At 62.8% G+C, this 15,894-nt stretch carries 16 protein-coding genes; 4 read left to right on the top strand and 12 right to left on the bottom strand.

The window, feature by feature from the left end:
• Window positions 1-65: 65 nt before the first annotated feature.
• Window positions 66-1,622 (bottom strand): Do family serine endopeptidase, encoded by a 1,557-nt coding sequence (locus tag AM571_RS06030; RefSeq protein WP_074060636.1) that lies wholly within the window; start codon window positions 1,620-1,622, stop codon window positions 66-68.
• 252 nt (window positions 1,623-1,874) lie between these two features.
• Between AM571_RS06030 and AM571_RS06025 the strand changes: the two genes are divergently transcribed.
• Complete coding sequence (locus tag AM571_RS06025; protein WP_074060635.1) at window positions 1,875-2,465, top strand: ankyrin repeat domain-containing protein; 591 nt, start codon at window positions 1,875-1,877, stop codon at window positions 2,463-2,465.
• 41 nt (window positions 2,466-2,506) lie between these two features.
• Window positions 2,507-3,028: a YHS domain-containing (seleno)protein gene (locus tag AM571_RS06020; RefSeq protein WP_074060634.1), complete on the top strand. Its 522-nt coding sequence runs from the start codon at window positions 2,507-2,509 to the stop codon at window positions 3,026-3,028.
• A gap of 1 nt (window position 3,029) precedes the next feature.
• Here AM571_RS06020 and AM571_RS06015 read toward each other — a convergent pair whose 3' ends face one another.
• The 9 genes from AM571_RS06015 to AM571_RS05975 form a co-directional block, all read right to left on the bottom strand.
• Window positions 3,030-5,246, bottom strand: coding sequence for an adenylate/guanylate cyclase domain-containing protein (locus AM571_RS06015; protein ID WP_074060633.1), 2,217 nt, complete (start codon window positions 5,244-5,246; stop codon window positions 3,030-3,032).
• 93 nt (window positions 5,247-5,339) lie between these two features.
• Window positions 5,340-5,795 (bottom strand): cytochrome c-type biogenesis protein, encoded by a 456-nt coding sequence (locus AM571_RS06010; RefSeq protein WP_074060632.1) that lies wholly within the window; start codon window positions 5,793-5,795, stop codon window positions 5,340-5,342.
• The gene (locus tag AM571_RS06005; protein WP_074060631.1) at window positions 5,792-7,780 is read right to left on the bottom strand and encodes a heme lyase CcmF/NrfE family subunit; all 1,989 of its coding nucleotides are present in this window, start codon (window positions 7,778-7,780) and stop codon (window positions 5,792-5,794) included. Before AM571_RS06005 ends, AM571_RS06010 begins: the two co-directional genes overlap by 4 nt.
• Window positions 7,777-8,229 carry a cytochrome c maturation protein CcmE gene (ccmE, locus tag AM571_RS06000; RefSeq protein ID WP_074060630.1) on the bottom strand — a complete coding sequence of 151 codons (453 nt, stop codon included), beginning with the start codon at window positions 8,227-8,229 and terminating at the stop codon, window positions 7,777-7,779. Before ccmE ends, AM571_RS06005 begins: the two co-directional genes overlap by 4 nt.
• On the bottom strand, window positions 8,226-9,356 hold the full coding sequence (gene ccmI, locus AM571_RS05995; protein WP_074060629.1) for a c-type cytochrome biogenesis protein CcmI: 1,131 nt from the start codon (window positions 9,354-9,356) through the stop codon (window positions 8,226-8,228). The genes ccmE and ccmI overlap by 4 nt, the downstream gene beginning before the upstream one ends.
• 115 nt (window positions 9,357-9,471) lie before the next feature.
• Window positions 9,472-9,897 (bottom strand): hypothetical protein, encoded by a 426-nt coding sequence (locus AM571_RS05990; protein ID WP_074060628.1) that lies wholly within the window; start codon window positions 9,895-9,897, stop codon window positions 9,472-9,474.
• Window positions 9,898-10,015: 118 nt separating this feature from the next.
• Complete coding sequence (locus AM571_RS05985; RefSeq protein WP_074060627.1) at window positions 10,016-11,419, bottom strand: sensor histidine kinase; 1,404 nt, start codon at window positions 11,417-11,419, stop codon at window positions 10,016-10,018.
• Window positions 11,409-12,080: a response regulator transcription factor gene (locus tag AM571_RS05980; RefSeq protein ID WP_074060626.1), complete on the bottom strand. Its 672-nt coding sequence runs from the start codon at window positions 12,078-12,080 to the stop codon at window positions 11,409-11,411. The genes AM571_RS05985 and AM571_RS05980 overlap by 11 nt, the downstream gene beginning before the upstream one ends.
• 52 nt (window positions 12,081-12,132) lie before the next feature.
• Entirely contained in the window at window positions 12,133-12,381 is a 249-nt protein-coding gene (locus AM571_RS05975) for a hypothetical protein (protein WP_022714559.1), read from the bottom strand.
• A 599-nt stretch (window positions 12,382-12,980) separates the two neighbouring features.
• Here AM571_RS05975 and AM571_RS05970 point away from each other — a divergent pair.
• Complete coding sequence (locus AM571_RS05970) at window positions 12,981-14,195, top strand: MFS transporter (protein ID WP_074063093.1); 1,215 nt, start codon at window positions 12,981-12,983, stop codon at window positions 14,193-14,195.
• 214 nt (window positions 14,196-14,409) lie between these two features.
• Here AM571_RS05970 and AM571_RS05965 read toward each other — a convergent pair whose 3' ends face one another.
• Together AM571_RS05965 and AM571_RS05960 are read right to left on the bottom strand one after the other, a co-directional pair.
• Entirely contained in the window at window positions 14,410-14,718 is a 309-nt protein-coding gene (locus AM571_RS05965) for a Dabb family protein (protein ID WP_074060625.1), read from the bottom strand.
• A 72-nt stretch (window positions 14,719-14,790) separates the two neighbouring features.
• Window positions 14,791-15,432 (bottom strand): hypothetical protein, encoded by a 642-nt coding sequence (locus tag AM571_RS05960; protein ID WP_074060624.1) that lies wholly within the window; start codon window positions 15,430-15,432, stop codon window positions 14,791-14,793.
• Window positions 15,433-15,561: 129 nt separating this feature from the next.
• On the opposite strand from AM571_RS05960, the gene AM571_RS38005 reads away from it, so the two are divergent.
• A complete protein-coding gene (locus AM571_RS38005) occupies window positions 15,562-15,693 on the top strand; it encodes a hypothetical protein (RefSeq protein WP_257788693.1) in 132 nt (43 codons plus the stop codon).
• Window positions 15,694-15,894 lie beyond the last annotated feature (201 nt).

Raw genomic sequence — 15,894 nt, 5'->3', positions numbered from 1 at the left:
AGGATGGAGAAAGGGAGCCGCGCGCAGCTCGGATCGCGGCTCCCTTTTTAGGCCAAGGGGGAGGATCAGCCTTGGCCGTTGATCGGCAGCGCAACGAAGCGGCTGCCTTCCTGGGACTGGATCTGGAAGAGAGCCCGGGTTCGGCCGTCCTTCTTCGCCTGGTTCAGAACCCTGACGACATCATCGGCGCTCGAGACCTGCTGGTTGTTCACCGAGGTGATCTTTTCGCCTTGCTTGATGCCCTTGTCGGCAGCATCCGAATCCGCGTCGATGCCGGTGATCGTCAGACCCTTGCCGTCATCGGAGGGACCGACTGTCAGGCCAAGGTCGGCGAGCGCCTTTTCGGATGCCGGCGCCTCGGGCTGCGGTGCCGGATTGTCGTCGTTGGAAGCGTCCTTCTGGTCAACCGGCAAGGTGCCGAGCTCAACGGTAAGTGACTGAGCCTTGCCGTCGCGCCAGACCGACACTTCGACCTTGCTGCCAGGCTGCATGGCGCCGATTCGGCGGCTGAGATCGCGGGCATCCTTGACCGTTTCGCCGTTGACGGCAGTGACGACGTCGCCAGCCTTCATGCCCGCCTTCTGGCCCGGCGTTCCATCCTGAGCCGAGACGACCAGCGCGCCGTTGGCTTCCGACAGCCCGAGCGAATCGGCGATGTCCTTGGTAACCGGCTGGATCTGCACGCCGAGATAGCCGCGCGAAACCGTACCGTCCTTCATCAGGTCGGCAACGACGTCCCTGGCAGTCGAAGCCGGGATCGCAAAGGCGATGCCGACGCTGCCGCCCGACGGCGAGAAGATGGCGGTGTTGATGCCAACCACCTGGCCACTGAGGTTGAAGGTCGGACCACCCGAATTGCCGCGGTTCACGGCTGCGTCCACCTGAAGGTAGTCGTCATAAGGACCGGAACCGATATCGCGGCCACGGGCCGAGATGATGCCTGCCGTTACCGTGCCGCCGAGACCGAACGGATTGCCGACCGCCACGACCCAGTCACCGACGCGCACGTTGTTGTCGTCGGCCCAGTTGACATAGGTGAACTTGCGGCCCTTGCCGTCAACCTTGAGCACTGCGAGGTCCGTGCGCGGATCCCTGCCGATCAGCTTGGCGTCAAACTCGGTACCGTCGGTCATGACGGCAACGAAGGCCGAGCCGTCGGAAACGACGTGATTGTTGGTGACGACATAGCCGTCTTCGGAAATGAAGAAGCCGGAGCCTTGTGCGACTGGGCGCAGGCGACCCTTGCCATCGGGCGGGCCAAACCTTCTGTTCGGGCCGCCCTGCGGACCGTTCGGGCCTTGTTCGCCGAACTGCCTGAAGAAGCGCTTCAGCGGATGGTCGTCCGGAAGATCGTCGAAACCGCGGCCGTTGAAATCGAACGCGAAGCCATCGGTGCTGTCGGAGGCCGGATTGATCCGCGATTCGACGCGAACGGAAACGACGGCAGGGGAAACGGCGTCGACGACATTCGCAAAGCTCGGGACCGACGGAGCTTGAACATTGACGGCTTCGGCGTAGGAACGCGTGATCTCAAGCGGCACACCGGTTGCAAACACGGCGGCAGCGAGACCTGCGACTGTGGACGCCTTCAGCATCGTTTTGAGGGAGGGAGTCTTGAACATCTTAGGCACCTTCTTGTCTTCGTCCCGGCCAATGCCGGATAGGTCTATGGATGGACATATAGGATGCCGCACCTTACTGCGAACTGTCCGCTCAATGAAAAATTCGTAATGTAGGAACAAAGGCCGTACAGATCCCGGTGTCCGGGGCGCCTCGACGGGTTGCGCGCCGTACTCCTTGCTCCCTCAGATATATTCATGATACCTTAAATATTCTCCGCTTCTACGAGGTCGCCTTCGGGCAAGGGGCATGCGATGAGGGTCGTCGGCACATCTGCGTTGGGCATCCTGCTTGGAATATCGCTCGCTTGGGCTAGTCCTCTGCACGAAGCGGCAAGGGACGGCAATCTTGAACATGCCGGCAAGCTTGTCGGTCAGGGCGCGAACATCGCCGAGCCGGATGCGGCAGGAGAGCCGCCGCTACTGATCGCGGCACTTGCCGGCAACAAGGATATCGTCGCGCTTCTGCTCGAAGAAGGCGCCGATATCCAGATCAGAAACAAAGGCGGGCTGACGGCGTTGCACGCGGCCGCCTATGGCGGACATCTTGATGTCGTCGAACTGCTCGTATCGAAGGGTGCGTCGATCAATGATGAAAAGAACTTCTACCAAATGTCGCCGCTTCATGCGGCGGCCGAAGAAGGGCATGCCGATGTCGTCGCCTTTCTCGTCTCGCACAAGGCAAACATAGAGGCGAAGGAACGCAACGGCTACACGCCGTTGACGCAGGCCGGATGGCGATCCCATTGGGATGCCGCAGATCTGCTTTTGAAAGCGGGCGCTGTTTGCCAGCAGGCCGACCTGGTCGGCGACTGGCTATACGGCGAGTGCACGAAGCGGAAATAACGCTTGCTGCATCTCATTGCCCGAACTGGGAGAATGGACACATGTCATATCGCAAGCAGACAGGCGGCACCGTCGCCTATATTATCGCTGGCGCCGCGATGCTCTTGGCATTTGCGCAGCCGGCATTTGCGCAAGAGCCGGTGAACACCGGCTATTTCGGGGACGTGGCGATCAAGGGCTACGATCCGGTGGCCTATTTTACCGAGAACAGGGCCGTGGAAGGATCTCCGGCCCATTCGTATCGGTGGCTGGGTGCCGAATGGCATTTCACCAGTTCCGAAAACCGCGACCGCTTCATTGCCGAACCCGGCAGATATGCGCCTCAGTACGGCGGCTATTGCGCTGACGGCGTTTCCTTCGGAACCGTCACGACCAATATCGATCCGAAGGCATGGCGGATCATCGATGGCAAGCTCTATTTGAGTTACGATCCCGGTGCCGCGGAAGGGTTCGAGAAAAAGCCGACCAAGGTGGTCAATTCCCAAAAGCACTGGTCGCAGGTACAAAGCACCCTGATTTCCGACAAAGCGCGCAAGGACTGGCAGCATATGTCGGCCAAGTGATTCACGGGTTCAGCGAGAAGAACTTCAGCGCCTGCGGGGTTACGTGAACATACTGGGCGCCGCCTTGGGCGGCGTCCTTGTTTCTGTAGACCTGCCCGCACACCATGCGATCGAGAAAATAGCCGCCGAAGCGCTCGCAGAGCCGGTTTCCCTGCACCTCCACCGTGCCGGTGATGTTGGTATTGGCGCTGCGGTAGGCGGTATTGCCCGCCTTGTCGAAATACTGGACGAACACCGTCCCGTTCTTGTGTTTTCCGTTCCATGTCTTGTCGCCGATCAGGTTGCGCAGGGCTTCTGCATCAAGCTGATCGGCTTGCGAACCGGCAAAACCGAACGGCCATTCCGGAATCCGGGCCGCGCGCAATCCCGCCAGATGATGCTCCAGGTCGTCTTCGCGCCAATAGTCGTAGAGATAGTTGTAGTAGGTAAGGTTGGCGTCCGGAAACAGTTCCAGAAGCTTGGCCTTTTCCTGGGCGCCGCGAGCCAGGTCCCCTTCATGGGCATAGGCTGCCGTCAGGTACTCGCGTGCAGGCTCCGCGTTGGGCAGCGCATCCCGCGCCGCCTCGATGAGCGGAATTGCGCGCCTGTTTTCCCGCGCGGTGTAAAAGACGATTCCGGCCAGCAGCTGGAAGCTCGGCGGGGGAGCGGGATCGAGCCGCAAAGCCTTTTCCAGCTCAGCGACCGCTTCTTCGTGACTTCCCGTATGGACGAGGATCAAAGCCAGGTTGCCGAAGGCTTCCGCACTGTTGGGCTGCGCCTCCACCGCCCGCTTTGCCGAGTCGCGCGCCTCCGCGGCCCGACCGTCAACCAGCTGCAGCAGGGCAAGAACGGTGTGGGCGCGCGCGTTGTCGGGGTCGAGCTTGAGCGCTTGTCCGGCCGCATCATAGGCGATCTTGCGCGCCACCGCCGCCGACCATAAGAAGTTGTAGTCATTGCGCCAGACGTCGACGGCAACGCGCGCAATGCCGGCATGCGCATCGGCAAAGTCCGGATCGAGATCGATCGCCTTCTGATAATAGGATAGCGTGCGGCGATAGGTTTCCACGTCGCTATAGGCAAGGCCCTCCTGCTCGGCCCGCATGTAGTAATCATAGGCTTCAAGATTGTCGCTCGGTATCCGCTCCAGCTGCGTGCGCTCGCCATCGCTCAGTTCTACCGCGAGCGCGGAGATGATCTTGCCGGTGACGTCGTCCTGAATTGCGAACAGATCGGCATATTGGCGGTCGTAGCGCTCGGCCCAAACCGAAAGCCCGCTCAGCGCGTCTATCAACTTGACGTTGATGCGCAGACGCGGTCCCGCGCGCTGCAACGTGCCTTCGAGCACGTAGTGGACGCCCAGCTCCGCTGCAACATCCTGGATCTTGCCTGCACCGACTTGAACGGCAAATACCGAATGCCTGGCGATGACGAAGAGCCCCGAGACCTTGGACAGCTCCGTGATCAGGTCGTCGGTCAGTCCCTGCGCCAGATGATCCTGCTCGGTATCACCGCTGACATTGATGAACGGCAACACCGCCACGGAAGGTTTGTCCGGCAGGGGATAGGCGAAGCGCTCGACCGCCGTTGGCGTCGGGCCAAGGTCCCAAGGTTGCCACCAGTAGGCTGTGGGAGCGGCCGAAAGCAGGACGGCAATGGCAGCCGCAAAGCCGGAAGGCATCCTCAAGAGACGCCTGAAGCTCGTCTGCAATATCCGCGCTTTGTTCGGATCCAGCACGATGCGGTAGGCGCGGATAGGCTCGGCGATGCTTTTGACTTTCTGCCTTCCAAGCGAGATAAAGCCCACGTCGAGCTTGGTTTTTACCTGATCGAAAGTCGTGCCGGAGATGGCGATCCCGCCCGGCTCGGCCAGCGCCTGTATGCGGTCCGCGATATTGACGCCATCGCCGTGAATGTCGTCGCCCTCGACAATGATGTCTCCAAGGTTGACGCCGATGCGGAAATCGAGCCGCATCGGCGTCAACCTTGCTGCTTCTTGCAGAGCCTTTTCGCGCTGGACGTCGATTGCGCAATGCAAGGCATCGACAACGCTGTGAAATTCAACAAGCAGGCCGTCGCCCATGGTCTTCACCAGCCGGCCGTGATGTTCGGCAATCTTGGGCAGGATGATGTCGTCCATATCCGCCTGGAAACAGCGACGCGTGCCCTCTTCGTCGATCTGGCTCAAACGGCTGTAACCCGCGACGTCAGCGATCAGAATTGCTGCAAGACGGCGCTCCATGTCTTCCCCGCATGCTGCGATGGCTTCCGGGCGCGCATCTTACCGCAGGTTGATCGGCGAAGCCATTATGCTGTCAAAAGGATACGGGCGTAATCACTTGCCGAGCAGTTCGTCGAGCCTTGCCTTTTCCTCCGCCGTCAGCGGGCTACCGGTCGGCCTTCCGGCGCGCCGCCTGGCAAAGACCAGCAGCGAGATGCCGCCTACGACGATCAGGAGCACTGGCGCACCCCAAAGCAGGAGGGTGCGGATGCCAAGCCTTGGCTTCAGCAGCACGAATTCGCCGTAGCGCGAGACGATGTAGTTCAGCACCTGCTCGTCACTGTCACCATCGGTGATGCGCTCGCGCACCAGCAGCCTGAGGTCCTTGGCGAGATCGGCATTGGAATCGTCGATCGACTGGTTCTGGCAGACCATGCAGCGCAGTTCAGCCGACAGCGCCCGGGCGCGCGCCTCAAGCGCCGGATCGGCCAGCACCTCGTCGGGATTGACGGCAAAGGCTGGTGCTGCAGTAAGAAACAGCGCGATGGCAAGCAGGAGCGGCCGGATCATTCAGCCGCCTCCATGGCCGGTTTTGCCGGTTTTGCCTTTCGGCGCGGGGCGCCGACGCGCAGCCGCCGGTCGGAGAGCGACACGAAGCCGGCCACCGCCATCAGCAGCGTCCCGCCCCAGATCAGCAGGATGAACGGCTTCCACCAGATGCGCACGACGATGCCGCCGTCGCTGGTCGGATCACCGAGCGACACGTAGAGCTGGCTTGCCCCGAAGGTCAGGATGCCGGCTTCCGTCGTCGGCATCTGACGGGCGGCATAAAGGCGCTTTGCCGACCAGGTCTCGGCGACCTCGGCGCCGCCCCGCCGCACGGTGAAATGCCCGCGCTCCTCGGTATAATTCGGCCCTTTCGCCGGCTTCAGGCCGTCGAAGGAAAGCGTGTAGCCGCCCGCCTCGGTGGTCTCGCCCGGCTTCATCTCGAGCACATGCTCGGTTGCAAAGGCCGACACCGCAACGATGCCGATGACGCTGACGCCAAGCCCGGCATGCGCAAGTGCGGTGCCGAAGGCCGAGCGCGGCAGGCCCGAAAGCCGCTTCCAGGCGACATGCGCCTTCACCTTGCCGATGCCGGCGCGGTACCAGAGATCGGCGAGCGCGCCTGCGACCAGGAAGAGCCCGGCCGCCAGCCCGAGCACCGACAGCACCGGCCCGCCGTGCTCGATGTAGAAGACGGCGAGCGCCGCGGCCAAGGCAATCCCTGCCACGGCATAAAGGCGCTGCAGCACGCCCAGAAGGTCGCCGCGCTTCCAGGCAAGCAGCGGCCCGAACGGCACGGCGACGAGCAACGGTGCCATCAATAGCCCGAAGGTCATGTTGAAGAACGGCGCGCCGACGGAGATCTTGTCGCCGGTAAGCGTCTCCAGAAGCAGCGGATAGAGCGTCCCGGTCAAGACCGTGCCGCAGGCAACCGTCAGGATCAGATTGTTCAGCACCAATGCACCTTCGCGCGAGACCGGCGCAAACAGGCCGCCCGCACTCAAACGCGGTGCGCGAAACGCAAACAGCGACAGCGCCCCGCCGATGAAGAGCATGAGAATGCAAAGAATGAAGACGCCGCGGCTCGGATCGCTGGCAAAGGCATGCACCGAGGTCAAGACGCCGGAGCGCACCAGGAAGGTGCCGAGCAGCGACAGCGAGAAGGTGAGGATCGCCAGCAGCAAGGTCCAGATCTTCAGCGCCTCGCGCTTTTCCATCACCAGCGCCGAATGCAGCAGCGCGGTACCGGCAAGCCACGGCATGAAGGAGGCGTTTTCGACCGGATCCCAGAACCACCAGCCGCCCCAGCCGAGTTCGTAATAGGCCCAGTAGGAGCCCATGGCGATGCCCAGGGTCAGGAAGGTCCAGGCCGCCAGCGTCCAGGGCCTGACCCAACGCGCCCAGGCTGCATCGATCCTGCCTTCCATCAAGGCGGCGACGGCAAAGGAGAAGCATACCGAAAAGCCGACATAACCGAGATAAAGCAGCGGCGGATGGATGGCGAGCCCGATATCCTGCAGCACCGGATTGAGGTCGCGGCCTTCGGCCGGTGCCGGGTCGAGACGGACGAACGGGTTGGAGGTCAACAGGATGAAGAGGATGAAGGCGGAGGAGATCCAGGCCTGAACCGAAAGCACATTGGCCATCAGCCTGTCCGGCAGATTGCGGCCGAAGAGCGCCACCAGGGCGCTGAACAGCGTAAGGATCAGCAGCCACAGCATCATCGAGCCTTCGTGATTGCCCCAGACGCCGGAATACTTGTAGATCAGCGGCACCAGCGAATGCGAGTTCTCCCAGACGTTCCGGACGGTAAAGTCGGAGACCACATGGGCATAGGTCAAAACGCCGAAGGAGAAGCTCACCAGTCCAAAGAGCATGACGGAGCCGAGCGGGGCGACATCCATCATCGCCTGGTCGAGCCTGCGCGCGCCGATTGCCGGAACCAGCGAAACAACGATCGCTGCCGCCAGCGCCAGGACAAGTGCGTAGTGGCCGATCTCGATGATCATTGCGTATCCTCGCCTTCCTGCCACAGACCCTGCGCCTTCAGCCGGTCGGCAACGTCCTTCGGCATGTATTTCTCGTCGTGCTTGGCAAGCACCGTGTCGGCGATGAACTCCCGGCTGCCGGCTGCAAACGTGCCTTCCGTCACAACCCCCTGCCCCTCACGGAACAGGTCGGGAAGGATGCCGGTATATTTGACCTTCACCGCGTCGCCGCTGCCGTCGGTGACGGCAAATTCCACCGTCGAGCCTGCGCCGCGCACGACGCTGCCCTCGCCGACCAGCCCGCCGAGGCGGATGCGCGTCTGCGGCGCCACCGGTGTTTTGGCAAGGTCGGCCGGCATGTAGAAATAAGCGACCGACTGGCTGAAGGCGAACATCACGAGCAGTACCGCGGCGAGGATGAAGCCCATGCCGCCGCCAATCACCGCCAGGCGCTTCTGCTTGCGCGTCATTGCGTGCCTCCTTCCGCCGCAATGGCGAGTTCGCGGGCCAGCGCCATCAGCTGTCTGCCCTCTTGGCCGTCGGCCGGAAAGGTCGCCAGCGCGCGCTTCAGCGCGCTTGCGGCACGATCCTTGTCGTTCAAGACGGCATAGGAGCGGACAAGCCGCATCCAGCCCTCGAAATTGTTCGGGTCTGCGGCAAGCTTTGCATCGAGGCTCTCCACCATGGCGCGGATCATCTGCTGCTGTTGACTGCTGCTCATATCCTGCGCCGCTGCGACATCTTCCTCTGTCGGATTGCCCTTGCCATCCGCCACCACCGGAGCGCCGCCGTTCTTGGCGATATGCTCGTTGACGAGCGGCAGCCATGGCGCATCGGCAGGCGATCCTTTCGCCAGCGCCTCGAAGGCCGCCTTCGCCTGCCCCGTTTGCCCCGCCTGCTCCAGGCCGAGCGCCACGTAGAACCGCGCGCGCGGATTGTCAGGCTCGAGCGAAAGCGACTGCTCCAGCACCTTGCGGGCCTCCTCGGTCACCACGCCATTGGCACCAGCTATCAGCGTTTCGGCCAGCCCGTCGAGGCGGATCGGGCTCGCCCCGAGCAGCCGGATCGCATTTCGGTAGGCCTTCTCCGCTTCGGCAAGCCGCGCCGCATTGTAATAGATCGGCGCCAGCACGTCCCAGCCCCTGCCGTCTTCCGGATCCTCCGCCAGATGCCGCTCCGCCTTCACGATCAGCATCGCCATGTCGTTGCCGGGATCGGCCAGCCGATCCGCCAACGGCCGCGACGGAAGATCAGGGCGGCCGAGGGTGATGTAAAGACAGAGCCCGAGAACCGGCAGCATCAGGAGAACGAAAGCCTCGCTGAAACGGTGGGGGCGAACGGGCTTGCGTTCCGCCTTCGGCTCGGCAGCCGACACGGCAATCAGCCTGCGGCCGATTTCGGCCCGCGCATAATCCGCCTCGTCGGAGGAAATCAATCCGAAAGCCAAATCGCGATCGAGTTCTCGCAGCTGATCGTGGTAGACCGCCGCCTCGCCGGCACGGTCGTCGTCAGCCGCCTTTGCGCCGCGCAAGAGCGGATAAAGCAGACAGGCGGCAACAGCCGCGGTCATCACGGCCACCAGAATCCAGAACATCATATCGGCTCAAATACTTGAAGCGCGGGACCATTCCAACTGGCAAAGTCGGAATGACGAAGATTTGAGGCGTTTCGCCGCAATTTCAGCAGCACGTCACCGGCAGCACCGGCCGAAATCACCCGAGCGGCGACCAGCTTCCGTCACTGTTGCGGCAGGCCGCGCCACGCGTGACGGTGTCCCTGCCTTGCGCACTCAGAGTATGCGTGTATTGACGGCAGTTCTGCGACCCCACCTGATAGGGGGCGGCGGCCACAACCTTGCCGCTTACATTGCGCCCGCTCCAGACGACCGGCTGGCCGACACCGGCGCCTTCAAGCGCCCGGTATTCGGCTTCCAGAGCCCGCTGCTTGTCGCTGTCGCTCAGCTGCACGCCGCTGCGGCCGGCAATTCCGCCCTGCAGCGCCGTGATGAAAGCCGCCGATGCCGAAGGCTTGCGGGAAAACAGTCCGCCCGAGCCGCCGCTCTTGGAGGTCGTGCACGAAGACAGCGCAACGGCAACGAGAAGCGAAGAAACGATCAAAACACTCGGTCGTAACATCATTCGGTCAAACCAGCATCGGGGTGTGAATCAGTGCCGCCAGATGCGCATCGCCCCATGTCAGCATTAAGGCAAAGCATGCTATGCAATTGCCTATGTCTTTGTGGCATCAAGCAATTGCTCATGCAACATCCTTTGTGACGCCGGGCAGGATTAGCCGCGCCTTCAGGCCTCCCCACTCCCCGCGGGAGAGTTCGAGGCGGCCCTGATACTCGTGGGAAATCTCCGTGACGATCGAAAGCCCGAGGCCAGTTCCCGGCTTGCTCTCGTCCAGTCGCCGCCCGCGCTTCAGCGCCTCGCGAATCTGGTCGGGTTCCAGTCCAGGTCCGTCGTCCTCGACGACGAGCTCCACCCAGTGCCGCCGCGCGCTTGCCTCGGCACCCTTCACGTCCTCGGCTGCTTCGACTGCGCTGAGCCGCACCTTTGTCGTGGCAAAACGCGACGCATTCTCCAAAAGGTTGCCGACAGTCTCTTCCAGATCCTGCTGCTCCATGGCGACCGCGAGGTTCTGGGGCGTCACGTTGAGCTCGAACTCCTTGTCGCCATTGAGCCGCCGCATCACGCGCACCAGCCGCTCGAGTGCAGGTTCGGCATCGGTACGCGCCAGTACCGATTCGCGCTGTGCGGCGATACGTGCCCGGTTGAGGTAGGATTGCACCTGGCCCTGCATCGCTTCTGCCTGGCTGCGCACCAGCTCGCCGTGCGAGCGCTCCAGCACCCTCGCCTCGTTGAGCAGAACCGCAATCGGCGTCTTCAGCGAATGCGCCAGGTTGCCGACCTGCATCCGGGCGCGCTCGACGATGCGCCGGTTGCTGTCGATCAGCGCATTCACCTCGTTGGCAAGCGGCAGGATTTCCCGCGGGAAATCGCCCTTCAGCAGTTCGCTCTCTCCCGCCCGGATGCGTTCCAGCGCCGCGCGCGCCTTGTCGAGCGGCTTCAGGCCGTAGAGAATGGCAAGCGCATTGACGATCAGGCTTCCGACCCCGAAACCGGCAAGCGCCAGATAGAGACTGTGGGAGAAGTTGCTGACGTCGCTCTCGACCACCTCGACATTGCCCGACACCCTGAAGCGTGCAGCGCGTCCGTCGGTGTCGAGCACCACTTCGGTTTCCGCCACCTGCACGCGGTTTCCGGTCGCGTCCGTCACCTGGTAGTAGCGCTCGTAGTTCTTGTCGAAGGGCGCTTCCAGCACGGAGGGAACAGGGATCGTCGCCGATCCCAGCGACGGCGAAACCAGCGGCGCCGCCGTATAGGTCCCGAGCGGTTCCACCACCCAGTACCAGCCCGTCCTCGGCTGGGCGAAGCGCAGGTCGCCGAGTTGCGGGCTGCCGCTCAGCGCGCCCTGATCGCCGATGGTCACGGAGTTGATGACGTTATAGAGCTGGGCGCGCAGCAGATCCTGGAAACCGCGCTCGGCGCTGCGGCGATAAAGCGTGGAGATGAGCAGGCCGATCACCACAAGCGCCACGGTCGACCAGACGGTCGTCAGGAGCAGAACGCGGGCGGTGAGCGACTTAATGCGCATTGTTCGGCGCTTGGATGCGGTAGCCGAGACCGCGCACCGTTTCGATCAGATCCACGCCCATCTTCTTGCGCAGGCGGCCGACGAACACCTCGATCGTATTTGAATCGCGATCGAAATCCTGGTCGTACATGTGCTCGACCAGCTCCGAGCGCGAGACCACCTCGCCCATATGGTGCATCAGATAGGCAAGCAGCCGGTATTCGTGCGAGGTGAGCTTCAGCGTCACGCCGTTGACCATCGCCTTGGACGTCTTGGTGTCGAGCCGCACCGGCCCGCAGATGATCTCGGAGGAGGAATGCCCGGCCGCACGGCGGATCAGGGCGCGAATGCGCGCCAGCACTTCCTCGACATGGAAGGGCTTTGTCACGTAGTCGTCGGCTCCGGCATCGATGCCTGCGACCTTGTCGCTCCAGCGGTCGCGGGCCGTCAGGATCAGAACCGGCACGCCGCGGCCCGCACCGCGCCACTTTTCAAGGACGGTCACGCCATCCATCTCCGGCAGGCCGATGTCGAGGATGATCGCGTCATAAGGCTCGGTGTCGCCGAGGAAATGCCCTTCCTCGCCGTCGAAGGCCTGATCGACGACATAGCCCGCCTCCTTCAGCGTATCGGCGAGCTGACGGTTCAGATTGACATCGTCTTCGACTACCAGAATGCGCATCGGTCCGCTCTCACCTCAAGTGTATCACTGGTGCTTCATAGGCCGATTCCGCCTACATCGGAACCCTGACTGTCACCTTGCGTGGACGCTGGCCATTGCCTTGGACGAGAACCGTGATGATGCAGGTGTTGCCGGACGGCTGCACGGAAAGAAGCTGCCCGCCCGTCTGCTCGACGACCTGCTCGGCCGCGGCGCTGCAATCGCCTGCGACGCGCACGATCAGACCGCGCGGTTCGTCCGGTGAGGGCGCCGATACCGCCAGCCCGGCGGCCAAAACTACGACGCTCAAGGGAGAGGCCATGTGCATGCTTCCAACGTAATTCCAACTTGGTCCGACTATGTACTCACGTGACCTGAATGGCAAATGAATGCCCTGTAGCGCCGGATGTTTAGAACAATTCTGGACTGTATTTTCCAACAAGCTCCACCGCAGAAAAGACGAAAGCGCGCGATACCCTTGAAACACAGAAATCCCGCCCCGAGATTTCCTCAGTGAGCGACCTGCCCGATCGCCACGGCCGGTCGCGCACCCGCGCAACCAACAGGCTGCCTGGCCTGCGCCACCCAAAGGATCGGGCGGCGAACTGATGTCCGTCGACACGAAAGGGACAAAGATATCTCAACCCCCGCGCCCTCGCATCGGCAAGCGCCCCACGCTCGCAGCGTCAGATGGGCTTCGCCAACGAGCGTGTCCCAGCGCAGCCTCCAGGGACGAGGGCGGTGACGCGTGCCGTCATGTTTGTCCTTCACGAAACGTCTTGATTGAGAGCCGGAGATGAGCGGCCACCCCTCTTGCCAGTCAGGTGAGGCCGTTTTCCGCAAATGGCTTCCGCGGCTTTCGCCGCACATGCGAAACTGCTATGGCCCAGGTCCTCAGCCCTCGAATCCGTTCCAGCACGAATGTTCAAGTTTCCCTCGCGCTCGGCGCAGACGATCGCCGTGCTTGCCGTCAGCCAGCTCATCGGCTGGGGCACCACCTTCGACATGCTCGGCGTCATGGGCCGCGTCGTGGCGGCCGATCTCGACCTGCCCAACGAAGTGGTATTCGCCGGCCTCACCGTCATGATGGTCGTCAGCGCCTTCGCAGGCCCCGCGACCGGCCGCTGGCTCGCGCACTTTGGTGCTGCCCGCGTGCTCGCCGCATCCTCGGTCACCTTCGCGGCGGGCCTGCTCATGCTTGCCGCCACGCATGGGATCGTCCTTTATGCGGCTTCATGGATCGTCATCGGTCTCGGCGGCGCGCTTGGTCTTTCAGCGCCTGCCTATACCGCCGTCGTCGAGCGAGAGGGCCTGAACGGCAAGCGGATCATCGCCATCCTCATGCTCTTCACCGGCCTGTCGGCAACGCTCTTCTGGCCGGTCCTGGCGCTGATGACGGACGCCTATGGCTGGCGAGCCGCCTCCCTTTTTTCGGCAACACTTCACGTTTTCGTCTGCCTGCCGCTTCATCTTTTCGCGCTGCCGAAGCCCGCCGCAACGCACAGCCAAGGTACTGCCGCGGATACGCCACCGATTGCACTGTCGCCGCGTGAGCGCCGCAAGGCCTTCCTGCTTATCGCCACCTCGACGACGCTCGGCACCTTCATCAGCTTTGGCATTGCCCCGTCGCTGATCGAAATCTTTCGCCAGTCCGGGGCGTCGCCGGCGCTTGCCCTGCAGCTCGGGTCGGCCCGCGGCCTCATCGGCATTTCCGCCCGCGGGCTCGACATGCTGCTTGGCAAACGCGGCAATCCGATCCTCACCTCGTTCATGGGCATCAGCCTCATGCTGGCGAGCTTTCTCATGCTTCTGCTGTGCAGCGCCTCGACGCCGCTGCTTGTCGCCTTCATCGTAATGTATGGCTTCGGCTCCGGCGTGCTTGCCGTTGCCCGTGCGCTGCTGCCGCTCGCCTTCTTCTCGCCGCGCGAATACGGCCTGCAAGCCGCCCGCCTCTCGCTGCCGCAAAACCTCGCCAACGCCATCGCCCCCGTCATATTCACCGCCGCCCTCGACCGCGCCGGTACCGGGTTGACGCTTACCGTCTGCGCAGTGCTTGCCGCCCTCGCCCTGATCTTCGTTTTCATGCTGGCCGGAATGGTCAGGTCGGCAAAGCAGCTGGTTCCGTCACGACCCTGAAGGCGCATCTTTGCTCCGTCATTGGTCTTCGCCTGCGGCTACATGCGCGTCAGCCGCGCGCAACGATCCGCCGCCGTGGCCTTCAAGGAGCCTCCCGCGCACCGCAAGACGGGTGAGGGTGACGGGACCCAAAAATTCAAGTACGGAGCGAAACTTCAAATGGTCGCAATCAAGCTCAAGCGTCAGGAGCCACAGTCGCGGACCATGGTTTGCATCAGCCGAGCGGCTGCCTTACCGCTGTCTCAACATCATAATCGGCGGCGATCCGCATTTCCCGGACCGGCCGCACGAGTTCGATCGAGCGCTGGTAATCAGGATGCGCCTTGTATGCCGCAAGCGCCGCCTCGTCGTCGAATTCGCCGTAGACTACCAGGTCGACATCGGTGCCGAGCTGATCGGTCTTCACATTGGTGCCGATCTCCAGCAGCCGCGCATGCGGTATCGCCGTCAGCACCGAAAGCCCGGCGCGCACCGCCTCCAGGTTTTTTGCGCTTGCGGTGAAGAAAACGATATGGCGGATCACCGGGGCACTCCTCATCTTCAACAAAGTCTCGGCCTCAACAAAGCGGCGCGATAGCACGCGCAAGCCACCCCATCAACTGCTCGTGCCCGGGGCCTCTTGCGGGCGCATGGCCGCATGGAAGGTCCGGCCGTATCCGGCGAGCTTCTCGGCCCGGTCCGTGCCGTTGACGATGCGGCGTGCGTTCACCCAGTCGTCCTTTTCGGCGTTCAGGTGGTCTGCAAGCCTGTGCCCCGTGAAACTGCCGACCAGCATGCCCTCGACCAGGATCGTCACGGCGGCCGCCATCTCCATCGCCCGGTCCGGCTCGGCGACGAGGTCGATGCCGGTGATTGCACTCATCGCCTCGTAATTGCGCTTGTGGGTGAGCTGAACCAGCCCGCGCCCCAGCCAGCACTTTCCGGTCTCGTCCGGCTTCCAGTACACCGTCTTCACCCAGGAAAGCTTGCCCGCCGCATAGGCGTTATCGAGAATTTCGATCGCCTTTGCGTCGCTGTCGGCCAGCGTCTCGCGCACCGGCTGCATCGTGAAGGCCGTCTCGTGGAAAGCCGTCGCCAGGATGTAGGCCAGCCACCGCCAGTCCGCCTGCGGCATGCGTTCCTCGAAGACGTCCAGAATCGCCGTCATGCCCTCGACCTGACCCGCGCAAAGGGCACCATTGAACAGGCTTTGCCGCACACTATCGAAGAAGAACGTCCGATCGATGTGGATAACCATGAAATTTGACCCGGTCCTAATCGATTAAAATAAATTCAATCGTTTAAAGCGTTTAAACCCCTGATTTACACCGCATTTGGCCTATGTCATTCGTTTTCTGTCGAAGCTCGCCGAAGGACAGGAGACCGAATGCAAGCGCCCGCCAACAGCCAGCCCACTATTCCCCAGCACCTCGTCGACCAGATGGAAAACGAATGGCGCCAGATCCGCCCGACGCGCGAAATGCCGCGCCCGGCGCCGCAGCCGCCCAAGCAGCGATAACCCGATAAATCTCAAAAGGCGAGACGGCGGATCCTTCAAACCGCCGCACCATTGGCTCGCCGCGGCCGTCCAGTATCGGCGCCGTCAGCGACGAACGCATCGAGCCTGTGCGGCGAGCGGCCGCACCGGCAGCCGTCACCAACTCCGCCGTTTCCTCGATCGTCTCCGGCCTCCAGTCTCCCGATTGCCACCCTTTGTCGT

The sequence above is a fragment of the Rhizobium etli 8C-3 genome, assembly GCF_001908375.1.
GTDB lineage: Bacteria > Pseudomonadota > Alphaproteobacteria > Rhizobiales > Rhizobiaceae > Rhizobium > Rhizobium etli_B.
Note: the sequence above shows the minus strand (reverse complement) of the source record. Positions and strands in the feature narration are given on the sequence as shown.

What these genes read in the sequence shown, in the direction of transcription:
- AM571_RS06030 (WP_074060636.1), bottom strand. Translation starts at nt 1,622, where the DNA reads ATGTTCAAGACTCCCTCCCTCAAAACGATGCTGAAGGCGTCCACAGTC.
- AM571_RS06025 (WP_074060635.1), top strand. Translation starts at nt 1,875, where the DNA reads ATGAGGGTCGTCGGCACATCTGCGTTGGGCATCCTGCTTGGAATATCG.
- AM571_RS06020 (WP_074060634.1), top strand. Translation starts at nt 2,507, where the DNA reads ATGTCATATCGCAAGCAGACAGGCGGCACCGTCGCCTATATTATCGCT.
- AM571_RS06015 (WP_074060633.1), bottom strand. Translation starts at nt 5,246, where the DNA reads ATGGAGCGCCGTCTTGCAGCAATTCTGATCGCTGACGTCGCGGGTTAC.
- AM571_RS06010 (WP_074060632.1), bottom strand. Translation starts at nt 5,795, where the DNA reads ATGATCCGGCCGCTCCTGCTTGCCATCGCGCTGTTTCTTACTGCAGCA.
- AM571_RS06005 (WP_074060631.1), bottom strand. Translation starts at nt 7,780, where the DNA reads ATGATCATCGAGATCGGCCACTACGCACTTGTCCTGGCGCTGGCGGCA.
- ccmE (WP_074060630.1), bottom strand. Translation starts at nt 8,229, where the DNA reads ATGACGCGCAAGCAGAAGCGCCTGGCGGTGATTGGCGGCGGCATGGGC.
- ccmI (WP_074060629.1), bottom strand. Translation starts at nt 9,356, where the DNA reads ATGATGTTCTGGATTCTGGTGGCCGTGATGACCGCGGCTGTTGCCGCC.
- AM571_RS05990 (WP_074060628.1), bottom strand. Translation starts at nt 9,897, where the DNA reads ATGATGTTACGACCGAGTGTTTTGATCGTTTCTTCGCTTCTCGTTGCC.
- AM571_RS05985 (WP_074060627.1), bottom strand. Translation starts at nt 11,419, where the DNA reads ATGCGCATTAAGTCGCTCACCGCCCGCGTTCTGCTCCTGACGACCGTC.
- AM571_RS05980 (WP_074060626.1), bottom strand. Translation starts at nt 12,080, where the DNA reads ATGCGCATTCTGGTAGTCGAAGACGATGTCAATCTGAACCGTCAGCTC.
- AM571_RS05975 (WP_022714559.1), bottom strand. Translation starts at nt 12,381, where the DNA reads ATGGCCTCTCCCTTGAGCGTCGTAGTTTTGGCCGCCGGGCTGGCGGTA.
- AM571_RS05970 (WP_074063093.1), top strand. Translation starts at nt 12,981, where the DNA reads ATGTTCAAGTTTCCCTCGCGCTCGGCGCAGACGATCGCCGTGCTTGCC.
- AM571_RS05960 (WP_074060624.1), bottom strand. Translation starts at nt 15,432, where the DNA reads ATGGTTATCCACATCGATCGGACGTTCTTCTTCGATAGTGTGCGGCAA.
- AM571_RS38005 (WP_257788693.1), top strand. Translation starts at nt 15,562, where the DNA reads ATGCAAGCGCCCGCCAACAGCCAGCCCACTATTCCCCAGCACCTCGTC.